The following is a 16,056-nucleotide window of genomic DNA, read 5'->3' on the forward strand; positions in this document are numbered from 1 at the left end:
TCAATGTTTCTCTAAAATTGCCCACCTAGCCGATAAAAGAGTAGTAAATCTATATTATTCTTTATATGATAATGATATGACTATAAATATAGTTATTTTATCAATGGAGGTTCCTATGTTTAAGGTTGTAGTTCACATTGATGATGTCAATCAATGGCAAATCGTTCTAAATAATGTCAAAAATACCATTAAAGGGCTGCAAGAACGCCCTTTTGAAATCGTTGTAATGGCCAATGGTACCGCCGTTCAAGGGTATCTTACCCCTGAAGTTCGCTCACAAGTGACTGAATTAAAGCATCCGAATCTCACCTTCACTGCGTGCCAAAACTCGCTAAATGGGCAAAATATCACGCTAGGAATGCTCAATCCTAGCGATATTGACTCTAAGATCGAGATTGTGCCTGTTGCGATTATCGCGATTGTAGATTATCAGCAAGAGGGCTTTGCATATCTAAAGCCTTAAAAAATAAATATCATTGCAAAATTAATGCAAATGTCATGAAAAAGACCTTTAAGTACTCATCCTTAATCGGTCTTTTTTTCATTTATTCGTATCGATAAAACTAGTAAAGTATTCTCCAAAATTTTTGATATTTCGCCTTCCGCGCTTTCTGCAAACTTGGCTTTTATCGGTTCATCCAATTTTGGGATATCTGCTTCACACATCCGCTTAAAAGTCACATTCCAATGCTTTAAACTCACGCCATATTTACGTGTCTGATCTGTATGAAATTGCGGGGTTGGATTTTGAGCTAAAACTGCAAAGAGCAGTTCGGAAAACTCCGGATCGCTTTTGGTAATCGACTCTAATACCTGTTCTGCTTGCGGTGTTAATAACACCTGAAATTGATCTGGCAGAGTAGATGCAAATGAACTGGTGGCAGAATCAATTGCATCAATAAATGGAATATACGGTTTAATACAGTAAATCGGTGTGCCATCGACTAAATCAACACCCGAAACATCAATAATGCCTTCTGTAAAATGGATCTTTTCGATCTTCACCGCAGAAAGCCCTAGCCCATTGGGACGAAAAGGACTTCTCGTTGCAAATACGCCCATGCGTGCATTCCCGCCTAAACGCTGAGGCCGCACGGTTGCCTTACCATTCCACTCATTTTGATGAAATCCAAAAGTGAGCCATAGATGGCTGTAATGCTCTAAGCCATAGAGATAGTTTTCATGGTTATAAGGTGCTAAAAACCGAATTACACCTTTTGCTGCTGAAATAATCCCCGCTTGCCGAGGAACACCAAATTTTTCAGGAAAACAACTCTCCATAATTGCGATTGCTGCAATCGTTTTTTCAAAGCTCATAAGAATTCTTTAACGTCCTAAAAGTTTCAGTAATTGGGCTTCTGTTACAACTTCGACACCCAACTTTTCAGCTTGCGTTAATTTGCTCCCCGCTTTTTCACCGGCGAGTAATTTAGTCGTTGTTTTAGAAACAGTGCCCGTCACTTTCGCACCAAGCGCTAATAAGATATCTTTTGCCTCATTACGGCTAAAGCTTTCGAGCGTGCCCGTAATCACCCAAGTTTCTCCTAGTAGCGGTAATTCATTATTATCTGCTTCTGATTTTTTCTCGGGATATTGAATTTCAACCCCAGCATCAAGAAGTGCTTGAATAAGTTCTCGATGATGCTCTAGCGCAAAAAATTCCACAATACGTTTCGCTACCACAGGTCCAATATCTTCAAGCTGCATTAACACCGTTTCATCGGTCGCCATTAATGCGTCAATAGACTCAAAGTGGTTCGCGAGTGTCCGTGCTGTCGCTTCCCCAACCTCTCGAATTCCAAGTGCATAGATAAAATGAGCAAATGTAGGGTGTTTACTAGATTGTATACTCTGAATCATCTTTTCAGCCGATTTTTCACCCATACGGGGAAGTTCTAACAATCGACTCTTACTAAGATGATAAAGATCAGCGATCGACTCAATGACTTTCTCTTTTAACAATACTTCTAACCAACGCCCGCCAATGCCATCGATATTCATGGCTGTACGGGAGACAAAGTGTTTTAGCCCCTCAAGCTTTTGGGCATCACAAGTTAAACCGCCACTACAACGGGCGATCGCTTCTCCTTCAAGTCGAATAATCGGTGAATGACATATGGGGCATGTTGTTGGAAAGATAATATCACGGACCTTTGCCGGATCTCGATTCTCAATCACAACACGAATGACTTTAGGTATTACATCCCCTGCACGATGAATCATCACTTCATCATTAATTTTTACACCTAAACGACTAATCTCATCTTGATTATGAAGCGTAGCGTTCGATACAACGACACCACCGACCTCGACAGGTTCTAGTCGAGCGACCGGTGTAATCGCGCCTGTTCGACCAACTTGAAAATCCACATCCAAAAGACGTGTACGCGCTTCCATTGCCGGAAATTTTACGGCAATCGCAAAGCGCGGTGAACGAGAAACAAAGCCTAAGCGCTCTTGCAGTTGTAAACTATCGACTTTAATGACTACTCCATCAATTTCAAATGGCAGAGAGTCACGTGAAGCTTCAATTTCATGATAATAATCGACTAATCCTTGAAATTGATCTATTCTTCGATTCAAGGTAGAAACTGGAATACCCAAACCATTGACATATTCAAGCCAGTCAGAATGGTTCTCGATTATTGCAGGTACATTTTCATTGATTCCAATGCCATAACAATAAAAACTAAGCTCACGATTGGCAGCTATCTTGGAATCGAGTTGTCGAATCGATCCTGCCGCAGCATTACGAGGATTTGCAAATGGTTTTTGTCCTCTTTTAAGTTGCTGTGCGTTAATTTTTTCAAAAACAGATTTGCGCATGAAGACTTCACCACGAATCTCTAAACGGCTTGGGTAATCACCACTCAATCGGTGCGGCAGACTGCGTATCGTACGCACATTTTCGGTAATATCTTCCCCAACGATACCATCGCCACGAGTCGCCGCTTGTACTAACAGGCCATTTTCATAGATGATACTCACGGCTAAACCATCGAGCTTTGGTTCCGCATAATAGTGAATTTGAGTAACAGAGCCCCCTAATCGCTCTAAAACTCGCTTATGAAAACCGAGCAGATCTTCTGCATTAAAGGCATTATCGAGCGATAACATTGGCCGCTCATGGCGCACTTCTGTAAATCCTGAAAGGACTTTTCCACCCACTTTTTCAGTCGGACTGTTGGGATCCTTGTATTCAGGATATTGTGTTTCTAATATTTTTAGCTCTTGGAAAAGCGCATCAAACTCATGGTCGGGAATTAAGGTTTCATCAAGCACATGATAGTTATAATTTAATCGGTTAATAGTCGTGACTAAAAAATCCATTCGGTCTTTGATCTCATTATTCATACGATTGTTCCTAAGCTTCATGATAATTGATGTTGCTGTTGCCAAATTTGACACACTTTTCAGAAATAAAAAAAGTGCCATCAATGATAGCACTTTCTCTAGTGAATCTCTGTCAACAATCCTTAAAATTGCTCATAGAGTTTGAATTAACGATTACGTTGCTCATAAGCTTCGTAAGCACGTTCCCACTCTTCATTATCGAGTTTATTTACTGAATGAAAAAGCGCAATGAGATCATCATTACTCATCGGTTTTTGTTCAACATTTAAAATTGTACCACCAAGCGCTGAATGAAAGTGATGAATACCCGATAAAAGCTGCTCAATAGTACTTATATCAGGATCTGGCCCTGGAATTTTTGAAAAGAAAATCAATCCTGGTGTTGTATCATCTAAATGATGGCGTACAAGATTATCATCAAATGTACCGTCACCAAGCAGGTGCCCAATACTATACATCGGCTCATCACCATAATGTGTCGTGGTTAAAAGTTGAATAAATCCACCATTTTCAACTCGTAAATCAAGATGATGCGCTACGGTTAAAACTTCTTTAAAAGTATAAGGTTGATCAGGCGCAGCACTTAAAATAAGCGCAACAGTTTCAACAGCTGCGGGGCGCATCAAATTACCGTCATCTCCAAATAATTGGAGGTCTTCCTCTTTGCGACGAAAAAATCCACCAAGTTTTTGAAAAAAACTTTCCTCTTTCTGAGGGATCTCAATGGCAGGTTCAGCAGCAGACTCAGCCTCCATCACAGCCTCTTTCTCAGTAAAATTCATCCTTTCTCGCTCTGTTTGGAATTCGGTTTGTGATTTAGGTCTATATGCAAGATCATCATGATCGATTCCTTTTAAATCAATCTCTCCAGACGTTTGCTGATTATCCAACGTCATTGACTGTTCTTGGAACAACCCATTTAAATCGGGCTCCACTTTATCCGATACCGATTCTTCCTGTTTTTTCCGTTCTTTTGAAACCCAAAGGAACGAAACAACAAGGACAATGGCAATTAAAATATAGACAAAGACCATAATAGTTCTATTTTCCTAATTTATTTAAACAGATCACCTAATGGTGTCTGTGAATTTAGTGTTAGTTTCTTCTAAATATTACCCTATTTTAGAGCATTTTACTCTTCTTAATAATATTTATTTATTGTTCGGTATCGAACCTACGACCGTACCTGCGATAATATCGTAGAGATTACGACGATAAATCGGATCCTTTAAAGCCCACAGAACTGATCCTAAAAAGAGAAAAATGCCAATCAGTGGTAAAGAGCTAACTACCTGAAAGCCGAGGAAAAAAGTAATCGTACGAATCGCAACCGTATTCCATGTTAGTACTTTACCTGTACGCAGACTAAAGATGCGAATTTTAAAAAGTCGTTTGCCAATTGTGGCACCATAGTATCGTTCTTGCAGCGCAAAATAGAGAAAATAGAAGATCGCGTACCAAGGGCCTAATGATTTAATAATCTGCATCGAAAGTGCTTGAATATCAGGATTTGCCATCATTGCTTCAAGTGAGCCATTACTGCTATTAAAAATAGCAATATATTGCTCAATAAATTCCATATTGATTAACCCAAGTCCCGCTAAAAGATTGACAGCGATTAGCTGAAATGCCAATACAAATATCAAAAAGTCAATCACAAATGCTCCAAAGCGCTTTACCAGACTTGCAGGCGCAAAACCTTCGAGATCTTTATGGAGTAACATCACTTTTAATTGCGATAAGGTATCTTGGAGTTCTTGCAACGAAATTTCGTGTTGTTTCTGAGTATCATCCAATGTTTCAGAAGCTTGTTGAAGTTTTTCTTCAGCGCTTAATGATTCCGAAGTTGGACTATTTTCTTGCTTTGATTCAACATGGTTTTTTGTCGATGTTATTGCTTCTTGAGAATCTTGCTCGATGTCAGATATATCAACACTATCATTAGACTTTGGTGAAACTAGCTGTAATTTAGTAACTTCTAACTTTAACCCATGCTGTGAAAAAAAACCTTCTAATGCCTGAACCTCATCGACCGCGGCAGATTCTCGTAATGTAACGCCACCATCAACAAACCATTTTGCAATTTCATCAGGTTGAACATTATAGGACTTTGCAATATTAACAATCGCGGATTCTTTGGCGAAACCTGGCAGCATTTCACCAAGGAAACGTACACGATATTGCTCAAATTTTGACTGATTTGTTTGATTCATATCTCTTCTCTACTCTTCAGGCTTTTGCCTACTGTTATGATTATCTAAATGAACTCGCAAGAGAGACTTATTCGCCCCAACGTTGCATGAGCTGTTGAGGAATTTGGAGCTGATCTAAAATCCGCGCTACCATAAAGTCAATGATATCCTCAACGGCCCCTGGTTTATGATAAAAACCCGGATTTGCAGGAACGATCTGAACGCCCATTCGGCTCAACTTTAACATATTCTCAAGATGAATCTGACTAAAAGGTGTCTCACGAACAACTAATTGAAGTGGTTTTTGCTCTTTAATCATCACATCTGCAGCGCGTTCAATAAGATTATTCGATTGCCCTGTTGCAATTGCCGCTAACATTCCCATTGAGCATGGACAAACAACCATCGCCCGACTGGTATTAGATCCTGATGCTAAGGGCGCCGTCCACTCTTTCTCACTATAAACCATTAATAAAGATTCATCTTCAATATGAAAACGCTCCAACAGCCTCTTTTTTTGTACTGCAGGCTGGCTACCTAGTTGGATATCCATCTCAAGCGCTAACACCATCAAAGCGGCATTGGTTAACAAGACATTCACAGGATATTGATTTCTGACAAGCTCTTCGATCAAGCGCAATCCATATTGAGCGCCGGAAGCACCTGAAAAGGCCACCGTAATACGATCACATTCACGAAATGGTTTATTAGGCGGTTGAAAAAAGGTTGTCATCTAATCTGCATCCTTAATAATTCTGTATACGATTTTTAATATTTTAACGCATCTAAAGAGATATGATGCGCTATTCGTTATCATCAATCTTTCTCGTTGCTGCATGATAAAATTCTCTTATCATTGCAACTAATCCTAAAAAATCAGCACATTGACCATAAAAGCGATCATAATATTCCTTTATTGAAGACTTTAATAGAAATGACTACTTATCAATCACAAACCGATCCATTTTAATCATAGGATTATTTAACTGTTGTGATTCTAGAGAAAAAGCGTTCTATGAAAGATCACAGAACGCTTTGATAATGTCACTATTATGCGTTAATTTCAGGCGTTTCTTCCGGGGCGCAAAGCGTAAAATCTATATCGCTTTCGCTAAAAAGGTAACGCTTCCCACAGAACTCACAATCGACATATACTGAGCCACCTTGCTCATCAAGTAATTCATGCAACTCTGTTTCACCCAAATGATAGAGCATGGTCAGTGAACGCTCTTTGGAACAATTACATTCAAAATGATAACTTTCTGGCTCAAAAACGCGAGCCGCTAATTCTTCATCTGTTTCATAGAGGCGATAGAGTAAATCATTGGTTGAAAGTGTTAATAACTCTTCATCAGTTGCCGTTTCAGCCAATAACACAGCGCGATTAAAGAGATCTTCATCATGTATTTCTCCGGGTAAACGCTGGATCATTAGTCCCGCAACTGCCGCTTCAGAAGTCGCTAAAAAGAGCCGTGTTGGCAATTGTTCTGACGTTGCAAAATAATACTCAATCATCTTTGCAATCGACTCTTCCTCTAAAGAGATCACACCTTGATACGGCTGTTTAAAGTGATTCGCATCAATTGTAATTACAACGCGACCTTCACCACAAAGTTCTTTTAAAGTGGTCAGCCCTTCTACATCACCATCAATTTTTGCTGTTGCACGAAGCCCATGGAGATGATTAACTTGCACAACCAAAAGGCTCACAGGACCATTCCCTTGAATCTGCACCGTTAAACGACCTTCAATTTTAATTGTAGCTCCTAAAAGTGCTGTTGTTGCGATCAACTCTCCGAGTAATTTTTCAACATTTTTCGGATAATTACGACGCACTAAATGCTCACGCCAAGTATGCTCTAGTAATACTCGCTCACCGCGAATTGGGAGCTTATCAAATATAAAACGATCTAAATGATCGACAGTTGTATCTTTATTATTAATCATTGGATTCCTCTACTGACGCGTCTATCTCTTCTAGTCTCTTCACATTTACCATTAAGATGCGTTTATCATCGACATCCATCACAGTAAAGCGGAAGCCCTCGATATCTAAGGAATCACCTTTTTCTGGCAGGCTATCAAACATATCCACCATCATTCCACCCAAGGAACTATAGTCGCCATCTTCATCAACCAAGCCACGAATATTTAATGTATGCTCAACCAAGAGAAGATCACACCCTGCATCAATATTCCACTCATCCTCTGCGATCTTTTCAACAGAGAGACGCTCATCTTCATCAGGAAATTCACCGGCAATTGCCTCAAAGACATCTAATAATGTGATTACACCTTGAACACCGCCAAAGTCATCAGTAACAACCACTAAATGCGCCTTACTATCACGGAATATATCCATCATTTTTAACACGCTTGTTGAACGATGAGAGAAGATAACTGGCTTAATGCTACGCTCTTGAACCGCACCAAATTCAATTAAGTCCATTACAATATCTTTCGATCTTGCAACACCTTTGACATTATCTAAAGCACCATCACATATTGGAAATTGATTATGGGGACTCATTTCCATGTTTTCAAGGAGCCTCTCTTTCGAGTCTTGGATATTGACCCAGGAGATATCATTACGCGGCGTCATAATTGAACGGATTGTACGTTCACCTAATGTTAAAACACCACTAACCATGTTTCGCTCATCTTCACCGAACAGCATGGGCTCTTCTTCTTTTTTCTCTTCGCCTTCTTCATCATCATTCACTTCATCAATACGATTGCCAAGCATTCTTAGTACCATATTGGCAGTACGCTCTCGACGAGAATATTGATTATAGACCGTCTGTTGTCTTTGAGAGATTAGCTGGTTGATGATCTCAATGAAAATTGAAAAACCAATTGCTGCATAGATATAACCTTTAGGAATCTCAAAGCCAAAGCCTTCTACAACAAGTGTTAAGCCAATCATCAAAAGAAAACTTAAACAGAGTACAACCACCGTTGGATGGCGATGAACAAAGATTGTTAATGACCTTGCTGCAAACATCATCATACCCATTGAGAGCGTGACGGCAAGAATCATTACCCAAAGATGTTTTGCAATACTTGTTGCTGTAATTACCGCATCGAATGAGAACACGGCATCAAGCACAATAATTTGCAGCACAATCGGCCAAAAATTTGCGTAGATTTTAGATTTAGTGGTAAGTTCAACCTCACCTTCGATCCGTTCGTGAAGTTCTCTTGTTGCTTTTTGAATCAAGAAAAATCCACCGAGAATCATTATAATGTCTCTAAAGGAGAATGGATGACCAAAAATAGGATCCGTAAAGAGTGGCTCTTTTAGCGTTATCAGCCAAGACATCAGTGATAACAAACAGATTCGCATCACAAGGGCTAATGAGAGACCCGCAACACGTGCTCTATTTCGTTGATGAGGTGGAAGTTTATTCGCTAGTATCGCGATAAAAATGAGGTTATCAATCCCCAAAACGACTTCAAGCAGTAAAAGTATAACAAGTGATACCCAAACTGATGGATCCATTAAGGACCCCAGAAATACTTCCATGATTCTCCTTCTAAGAATGTATGGTATTTATCAATTTAATAAATGCAATAGGTTTCATTTTACACGATATTTTTAAGAAATATAATAGGTAAAAACAACACCATGAGTGAAAGGATAAAAGACGTGAAAGAACATACCCCGATGATGAAACAGTACTGGGAAATTAAGACGCAATACCCCCATATGCTTCTCTTCTATCGCATGGGCGATTTTTACGAACTTTTTTATGATGATGCTAAAAAAGCAGCAAAACTGCTCGATATTACCTTGACTCAACGTGGAAATTCTGCAGGTGAACCTATTCCAATGGCCGGAATTCCACATCATTCAGCGGAGAGTTATCTTGCTCGTTTACTAAAACAAGGAGAAGCCGTTGCTATATGTGAACAGGTAGGAGAAGTGACCGGTAAAGGCCCTGTTAAACGCGATGTCGTTCGCATTTTAACACCAGGAACGTTAACCGATGATTATCTATTAGATGCTAAAAATGAGAGTATTACTGCTGCGCTTTTTCAGGTAAAGAATCCACAAGAAGATAGCAACCAATGGGCTTTGGCTTGGATTAATTTAGCAAGTGCCGAGTTTTCATTATTGCCACTACTTTCCAATGATGCAATGGCGGCTGAATTACTCCGCATTAAACCATCGGAAATTATTCACGCAGAATCGCAAATAATGCCGAATAAAATTCAGCAAATTTGTCACTTTACCCCCTTCCCCGATTGGCACTTTGACCAAACTCGAAATTACACGCTCCTATGTGAACACTTTAAAACGCAAAGTTTGCAAGGTTTTTCAATCGAAAAAACACATCTAAGTCTTCATGCTGCCGGCGCACTTCTAACATATGTGAAAGAGACACAAAAAGACCCGCTTCTCTATATTGATCAAATGACTATGGAATCGGTAGATGATGCGGTTATTTTAGATATGACTACCCGACGCAATCTTGAAATTGATCGCACACTCTATGGCGAAACTCACAATACCGTGCGCGCACTGCTTGATGAATGCCAAACCCCAATGGGTTCTCGACTTCTCTCTCGCTGGTTAAATCGTCCACTTCGGGATCATGCGATTTTAAATGAACGTTTAGATCTTATCGAATCACTTGAACCAAATGATAAACACCAAAAAATCCGTGAAGCACTGCAAAACATTGGTGATCTTGAGCGATTAGTCACTCGTATTATCTTAAAGACAGCACGCCCCCGCGACCTAACGCAATTACGTAAAATCCTGCAAAATACACCGCTCATTAGTACTGAAATTGAGAAAAATCCGGCCCTTAAAAACATTAACCCCATTTGGTTTGAATGGCTTAAACCGCAAGCAGCATTATGCGAGCTACTCGAAAGAGCAATTGTGGATGAACCGCCCTTACTTATTCGTGATGGAGGCGTCATCAAAGAGGGTTATGATGATGATCTCGATGAGTTAATCGCGCTTAGCACAAAAGGCGACCAATACCTTCTGAACCTTGAGACAACGGAACGTGAACGGCTCAATATCCCAACACTTAAAGTGGGTTATAATCGTGTACATGGTTACTATATTGAAGTATCTAAACTCCATTCAGAAAAAGTGCCCACAGAGTATGTCCGCCGACAAACGCTAAAAGATGTAGAACGCTATATTTATCCGGCATTAAAAGAATTTGAGAATAAAATTCTTTCTGCTCGTGAACGCTCTCTTGCACTTGAAAAAGCATTATGGGATGAGCTCTTAGATAAAATTGCGCCCCATCAAACAGAGTTGCGCCTTTTAAGTGAAGCGATTGCGAATATTGATATTTTTATTACACTTGGGATTTTAAAAAATCGTTATCGTTGGTGTAGACCACAATTTCAGAAAAAAACAGGAATCGAAATTATAAAAGGTCGTCACCCTATTGTAGAGAAAAATCTTTCGCGCCCCTTTATTGCGAATGATCTCTCCATCCATCAAGAGACAAACCTCCTCATTGTTACCGGGCCGAATATGGGTGGTAAATCTACTTATATGCGTCAAACAGCGCTTATCGCTTTACTTGCACATATAGGATCATTTGTACCTGCTGATTCAGTAACTTTAGGTCCAATTGATCGGATTTTTACTCGCATTGGTGCGCAAGATGATCTTAATTCTGAACAATCAACATTCATGGTTGAGATGACAGAAACGGCAACAATTCTCAATTATGCGACAAATCAAAGTCTTGTCTTAATGGATGAAGTAGGACGTGGGACTTCAACGCTCGATGGATTATCCCTTGCATGGAGCGCGGCGGTATATCTTACTGAAAAAGCAAAAGCAATGACCATCTTTGCCACACATTATTTTGAGATGACAGAACTCGAACAGCTCTACCCGACTGTTAAGAATCTTCATCTTGATGCTGTTGAATATAAAGATGAAATTATTTTTATGCACGAGGTAAAACCAGGCGCAGCTTCAAAGAGCTATGGGTTACAAGTAGCAGCTCTTGCAGGCGTTCCTAAAGCGGTTATTCACTCAGCTAAAGAAAAATTATCAGAGCTTGAGCAAAGTTTTATGGCAGCATCGGTGACAAAAGAACCAATACAGCGTAAAAAAGTAAAAATGAAAACGGAGGCTGATTCCGTTCAATCGGAATTACCACTTTTTGCACAGCAACCATCCGAAGTGGAAGATGCTATTCGTGCTATTGATCCGAACGACCTTACCCCGAGAGCAGCGCTCGATCTTATCTATCAATGGCAAAAGAAGCTCCGTTAATGGATCAATCTCAATCGCAGACTATCATATTGCTAATGGCGGCTGGATTCAGTCGCCGCTTCAAAGCTGAACAAAAAACGCATAAACTCCTTTATCGAATCAATGATAAATCACCCTTATTGAATATCACTTTTCAAATATATGAGCAATTATGGGGCAAAAATTCAATAACGCTAATCACCAACAACAATGTACCTGATGTAATCAATCTTGCGCAAACGCTCACGAAACAAACTGTGATTGTAGAGAGCGATTCTCTCGGTAGCAGTATTGCCGGGGCAATTGAAAAACTTCAAAAGGCAAATATCTTTGACTCATCGATGAAAGGGATTCTAATTGCGCTTGCCGACATGCCATTTATAGCACTGTCAACTTTGAAAGACTTGAAAAAACAGATCGATCGACATCCCAATAGAATTATCCGTCCAATGCATCTCTCGTTGCCTGGCCATCCTGTTTATTTTCCACGAGATTTATTAGATGATCTTCAAGCACTTCAACAAGAAGAGGGTGCAAAATCGATCATTAAAAAAAATCTTCATCGGCTTATAAATGTTACCGTTGATGATGAGGGCGTTCTTAAAGATATTGATCAATTAAGTGATCTTAAACGTCGAGAATCAACGAACTCATAAAAAAAGATCGCCGAAACGATCTTATTTATTACGAGTGTATTATCGATATTTTTATAAATAGCTATAACGCAAATGACGTGATTGAGTCTTGCTTTAATAGCTCTTTCGTCAATATCACAATGGAAGAACCATCTTTCGCTCGAATATCACTTGGATTGAAATATTTTAACGTTTTATCATCAACCCCATATTTTTTAACGCTATTGAGTAACGCTGACTTATTAGAGGATTTGACCTCAACAAGCTCTGGAATCGTTTTCACCGGAACATTTAGCTGTGCCATCTCGACCGCCATCTCTGATAAAGCCAATACTTTTGGAATATATGCTTTAGTAATGGGTGGTAAGTCTAAGCTCCAAAAATCCGTTGATTTACCAGCCTCACGATTCTTTTTCATGCTACGAAGAACACGACCTTCCCCCGCATTATATGCGGCGATACTCAGTAACCAGTCACCATCAAATCGTCTATTTAGATACTCAAGATAATCTAAAGCTCCTTCCGTTGCCTTAATCAAATTTAATCGACCATCAGAATTTGCTGAAACAGGAATACCAAATGTTTTTGCTGCTACGGGACTTAATTGCCAAAGACCAATATGCTGACCATTTTTAGCATTTGGGCGATAACCACTCTCAACAAGAGGAATAAAAGCGATCTCGAGTGGCATTTGACGGCGCTCTAACTCTTTTACAACATAGTTAAAAACAATCAATCCATCGCCTTCAAGATGTGTAAAAGCGCCGATACTTTGTGATTCATAGTGCTGCATCATCGCTTGTACTCGAGCATGATTTTTATCACTCAAAGCCATTCCTGATGCTAATTTAGTCGTTAACAAAATTTCATTACTACTCTTATTTTCAATACCACGAGCAGTTGAAAAACTAACAAGTGAAGAGATAATAACGCAAAGCGTAACGCCTAAGCGTTTTTTAAAATTACTCGTTTGATATTTAATCATTCAATATATTCACATTACTAAACACGAAATGAAGTATAACTGACTAAAAAAGAATCTGTCGTTTATTTTTTTTATAAAGGTGTTGTTTTTTGTAAATATCGCCCTTCTTTCTTTCAAAAAAAGATCAATAAAAGATGCAAATTTACATATCTTAATGCTATAACAGAATATTTAGGCACTCTTAAAAAGAATACGGTAAAATACACCTCATGATGAATCGAAAAAATCGCAAAAAAATCCTTTTGATTAACGGCGTAAATTTAAATCTCTTAGGAACACGTGAACCAGAGATTTATGGAAATACAACGTTAGCAATGCTTGAGGATCATCTCATAAAAAAAGCTGATAACCTTGGTTATGAGCTCTCTGTTATGCAAAGCAATCGCGAATATGAGATTGTTGAGGCGATTCACGATACAAAAAACCGTAATATTGAGGGAATAATTATTAATCCTGGTGCATTTACTCATACTAGCATTGCAATTCGCGATGCTTTTTTAGGTATCAATGTACCATTTGTAGAAATTCATATCTCGAATGTTTATCAACGGGAGTCGTTTCGTCATAAATCGTATCTATCTGATATTGCCAATGGCATGATTGTAGGATGTGGACTTTATGGTTATGAACTTGCACTGCTAAATATTACGAATATAATCTCTCATAAATAGATCAATAAGGAGATGCCTTTAATGGATAGGTATCTCCTTATCATTTTTACATAGGAGCTAATCTTAATGGATATTAAAGAAATCGAAAAACTGGTAGAACTCATCGACAATTCATCTATTGATGAAATTGAAATCACCGATGGTGAAGAGTCTCTCCGTATTAGCCGTTTTCCAAAAGAAAACCCTGTAATGGCTCAACAAATGCAAATGATGCAACCCATGCAGATGCCACAAGCACAAGTGCAAATGCCATCTGTTGCAACAACAGCAGCACCCACAGAAACAGCGGCGCCAGAACTTTCTGGTAAAGTTGTTCGCTCACCAATGGTAGGGACTTTCTACCGTGCGGCATCACCAACATCAGATCCTTTCACGGAAGTTGATGCACAAGTAAATGTAGGTGACGTTGTCTGTATTATTGAAGCAATGAAAATGTTTAATCAGATCGAATCTGAAGTATCCGGTAAAGTGGTTAAATTCCTCGTTGAAAATGGTGAACCAGTAGAATTTGATCAGCCTCTAATGATCCTTGCTTAAGGAGCAATTTGAGATGTTAAAAAAAGTATTAATTGCAAATCGTGGAGAGATTGCGCTGCGAATTCTTAGGGCTTGTAAAGAGCTTGGAATTCAGACAGTTGCCGTTCACTCGACCGCAGATAAAGACTTAAAGCATGTTCGTTTAGCTGATGAGTCTGTCTGTATTGGGCCTGCTGCACCTGGAATGAGTTACCTCAATATTCCAAGTATTATTGCTGCAGCAGAATTAACCAATGCTGATGCCATCCATCCTGGTTATGGATTCTTAGCAGAAAATGCAGATTTCGCAGAACAAGTTGAAAGTTCTGGCTTTATTTTTATCGGCCCAAAAGCAGATACAATCCGTATTATGGGTGATAAAGTCTCCGCTAAAAAAGCGATGATTGAATCCGGCGTTCCCTGTGTACCCGGTTCTGGTGATGCTCTTTCGGATAATAAAGAAGAAAATCTACGCCTTGCTCAAGAAGTTGGTTACCCTGTTATTATTAAAGCATCAGGCGGTGGCGGCGGACGCGGAATGCGTGTTGTTGAATCGGAAAAAGATCTTCTTCGCTCAATTGAGCTTACAAAATCTGAAGCGCTCGCTGCATTTGGTAACCCTGAAGTCTATATGGAACGTTATCTTGAAAAACCACGTCATATAGAAATTCAGGTATTAGCTGATGGCCAAGGCAATGCCATTCACCTTGGTGAACGTGACTGCTCGCTTCAACGTCGCCATCAAAAAGTATTAGAGGAAGCGCCAGCTCCAGGTATTACTGATGAAGAACGTGCTCGCATCGGTGCATCATGTGTTGAGGCGTGTAAACGTATTAACTATCGTGGCGCAGGTACTTTTGAATTTCTCTATGAAAATGGCGAGTTTTTCTTTATCGAAATGAATACGCGTATTCAAGTAGAACATCCTGTCACAGAAATGGTTACAGGGGTTGATCTTGTTCGTGAACAATTGAAAGTAGCAAGCGGTCAACCATTAACTTTGACCCAAGATGATATTAAAATCGAAGGCCATGCCATTGAATGTCGTATTAATGCAGAGCATCCAGAAACATTTGTCCCATCGCCAGGGATGATTACAACTTATCATCCTCCAGGTGGTCCTGGAATCCGTATTGATACCCATATTTACACCGGTTATCGTGTTCCTCCTTACTACGATTCAATGATTGCAAAAATTATTGCTTATGCACCAACCCGTGAGATGGCAATAGCAAGACTTAAAAATGCACTTCAAGAACTCGTTATCGAAGGGATTAACACCAATGCAGAATTGCATTTAAGAATTCTTAATGATCAAGGATTTTTAAAAGGTGGGATGGATATCCATTATCTTGAAAAAATGCTAAAAGACGCATAACTGATTTTTTCCAATATCATGTGTATATAAAACCCCATCGATAATAGATATCGATGGGGTTTTTCATGATTCATTTAACAAGCG

At 39.4% G+C, this 16,056-nt stretch carries 14 protein-coding genes; 6 read left to right on the forward strand and 8 right to left on the reverse strand.

The window, feature by feature from the left end; translation table 11 throughout:
• The first annotated feature begins 115 nt into the window (after positions 1–115).
• Positions 116–463: a DsrE family protein gene (locus ACPF7B_RS04315; protein WP_490506398.1), complete on the forward strand. Its 348-nt coding sequence runs from the start codon at positions 116–118 to the stop codon at positions 461–463.
• Positions 464–525: 62 nt separating this feature from the next.
• Here ACPF7B_RS04315 and tsaA read toward each other — a convergent pair whose 3' ends face one another.
• From tsaA to ACPF7B_RS04350, 7 genes are all read right to left on the reverse strand, one after another.
• Positions 526–1,317 carry a tRNA (N6-threonylcarbamoyladenosine(37)-N6)-methyltransferase TrmO gene (gene tsaA, locus ACPF7B_RS04320; protein WP_490506399.1) on the reverse strand — a complete coding sequence of 264 codons (792 nt, stop codon included), beginning with the start codon at positions 1,315–1,317 and terminating at the stop codon, positions 526–528.
• 9 nt (positions 1,318–1,326) lie between these two features.
• Entirely contained in the window at positions 1,327–3,354 is a 2,028-nt protein-coding gene (gene ligA / locus ACPF7B_RS04325; protein ID WP_490506400.1) for an NAD-dependent DNA ligase LigA, read from the reverse strand.
• Between the two features lie 146 nt (positions 3,355–3,500).
• On the reverse strand, positions 3,501–4,388 hold the full coding sequence (locus ACPF7B_RS04330) for a cell division protein ZipA C-terminal FtsZ-binding domain-containing protein (protein WP_490506401.1): 888 nt from the start codon (positions 4,386–4,388) through the stop codon (positions 3,501–3,503).
• Between the two features lie 117 nt (positions 4,389–4,505).
• Positions 4,506–5,567 (reverse strand): RDD family protein, encoded by a 1,062-nt coding sequence (locus ACPF7B_RS04335; RefSeq protein WP_490506402.1) that lies wholly within the window; start codon positions 5,565–5,567, stop codon positions 4,506–4,508.
• A gap of 67 nt (positions 5,568–5,634) precedes the next feature.
• Positions 5,635–6,279, reverse strand: coding sequence for a flavin prenyltransferase UbiX (locus tag ACPF7B_RS04340; protein ID WP_490506403.1), 645 nt, complete (start codon positions 6,277–6,279; stop codon positions 5,635–5,637).
• Between the two features lie 317 nt (positions 6,280–6,596).
• Entirely contained in the window at positions 6,597–7,493 is an 897-nt protein-coding gene (hslO, locus tag ACPF7B_RS04345) for an Hsp33 family molecular chaperone HslO (RefSeq protein WP_490506404.1), read from the reverse strand.
• On the reverse strand, positions 7,486–9,060 hold the full coding sequence (locus ACPF7B_RS04350) for a TerC family protein (RefSeq protein WP_490506496.1): 1,575 nt from the start codon (positions 9,058–9,060) through the stop codon (positions 7,486–7,488). Before ACPF7B_RS04350 ends, hslO begins: the two co-directional genes overlap by 8 nt.
• Before the next feature lie 114 nt (positions 9,061–9,174).
• On the opposite strand from ACPF7B_RS04350, the gene mutS reads away from it, so the two are divergent.
• Together mutS and ACPF7B_RS04360 are read left to right on the forward strand one after the other, a co-directional pair.
• The gene (mutS, locus tag ACPF7B_RS04355; RefSeq protein ID WP_490506405.1) at positions 9,175–11,808 is read left to right on the forward strand and encodes a DNA mismatch repair protein MutS; all 2,634 of its coding nucleotides are present in this window, start codon (positions 9,175–9,177) and stop codon (positions 11,806–11,808) included.
• Positions 11,808–12,443, forward strand: coding sequence for a nucleotidyltransferase family protein (locus tag ACPF7B_RS04360; protein WP_490506406.1), 636 nt, complete (start codon positions 11,808–11,810; stop codon positions 12,441–12,443). The genes mutS and ACPF7B_RS04360 overlap by 1 nt, the downstream gene beginning before the upstream one ends.
• 61 nt (positions 12,444–12,504) lie before the next feature.
• On the opposite strand, the gene ACPF7B_RS04365 is transcribed toward ACPF7B_RS04360, so the two are convergent.
• The gene (locus ACPF7B_RS04365) at positions 12,505–13,407 is read right to left on the reverse strand and encodes a transglycosylase SLT domain-containing protein (protein ID WP_490506407.1); all 903 of its coding nucleotides are present in this window, start codon (positions 13,405–13,407) and stop codon (positions 12,505–12,507) included.
• Positions 13,408–13,619: 212 nt separating this feature from the next.
• On the opposite strand from ACPF7B_RS04365, the gene aroQ reads away from it, so the two are divergent.
• The 3 genes from aroQ to accC all read left to right on the forward strand — a co-directional run bounded on the left by aroQ (position 13,620) and on the right by accC (position 15,972).
• Positions 13,620–14,078, forward strand: coding sequence for a type II 3-dehydroquinate dehydratase (gene aroQ / locus ACPF7B_RS04370; RefSeq protein WP_490506497.1), 459 nt, complete (start codon positions 13,620–13,622; stop codon positions 14,076–14,078).
• Positions 14,079–14,144: 66 nt separating this feature from the next.
• Positions 14,145–14,615, forward strand: a complete 471-nt coding sequence (accB, locus tag ACPF7B_RS04375; RefSeq protein ID WP_490506408.1) for an acetyl-CoA carboxylase biotin carboxyl carrier protein — start codon at positions 14,145–14,147, stop codon at positions 14,613–14,615.
• Between the two features lie 13 nt (positions 14,616–14,628).
• Entirely contained in the window at positions 14,629–15,972 is a 1,344-nt protein-coding gene (accC, locus tag ACPF7B_RS04380) for an acetyl-CoA carboxylase biotin carboxylase subunit (RefSeq protein ID WP_490506409.1), read from the forward strand.
• The last annotated feature ends 84 nt before the right edge of the window (positions 15,973–16,056 follow it).

Source organism: Ignatzschineria sp. 22MB058224 (assembly GCF_058188435.1).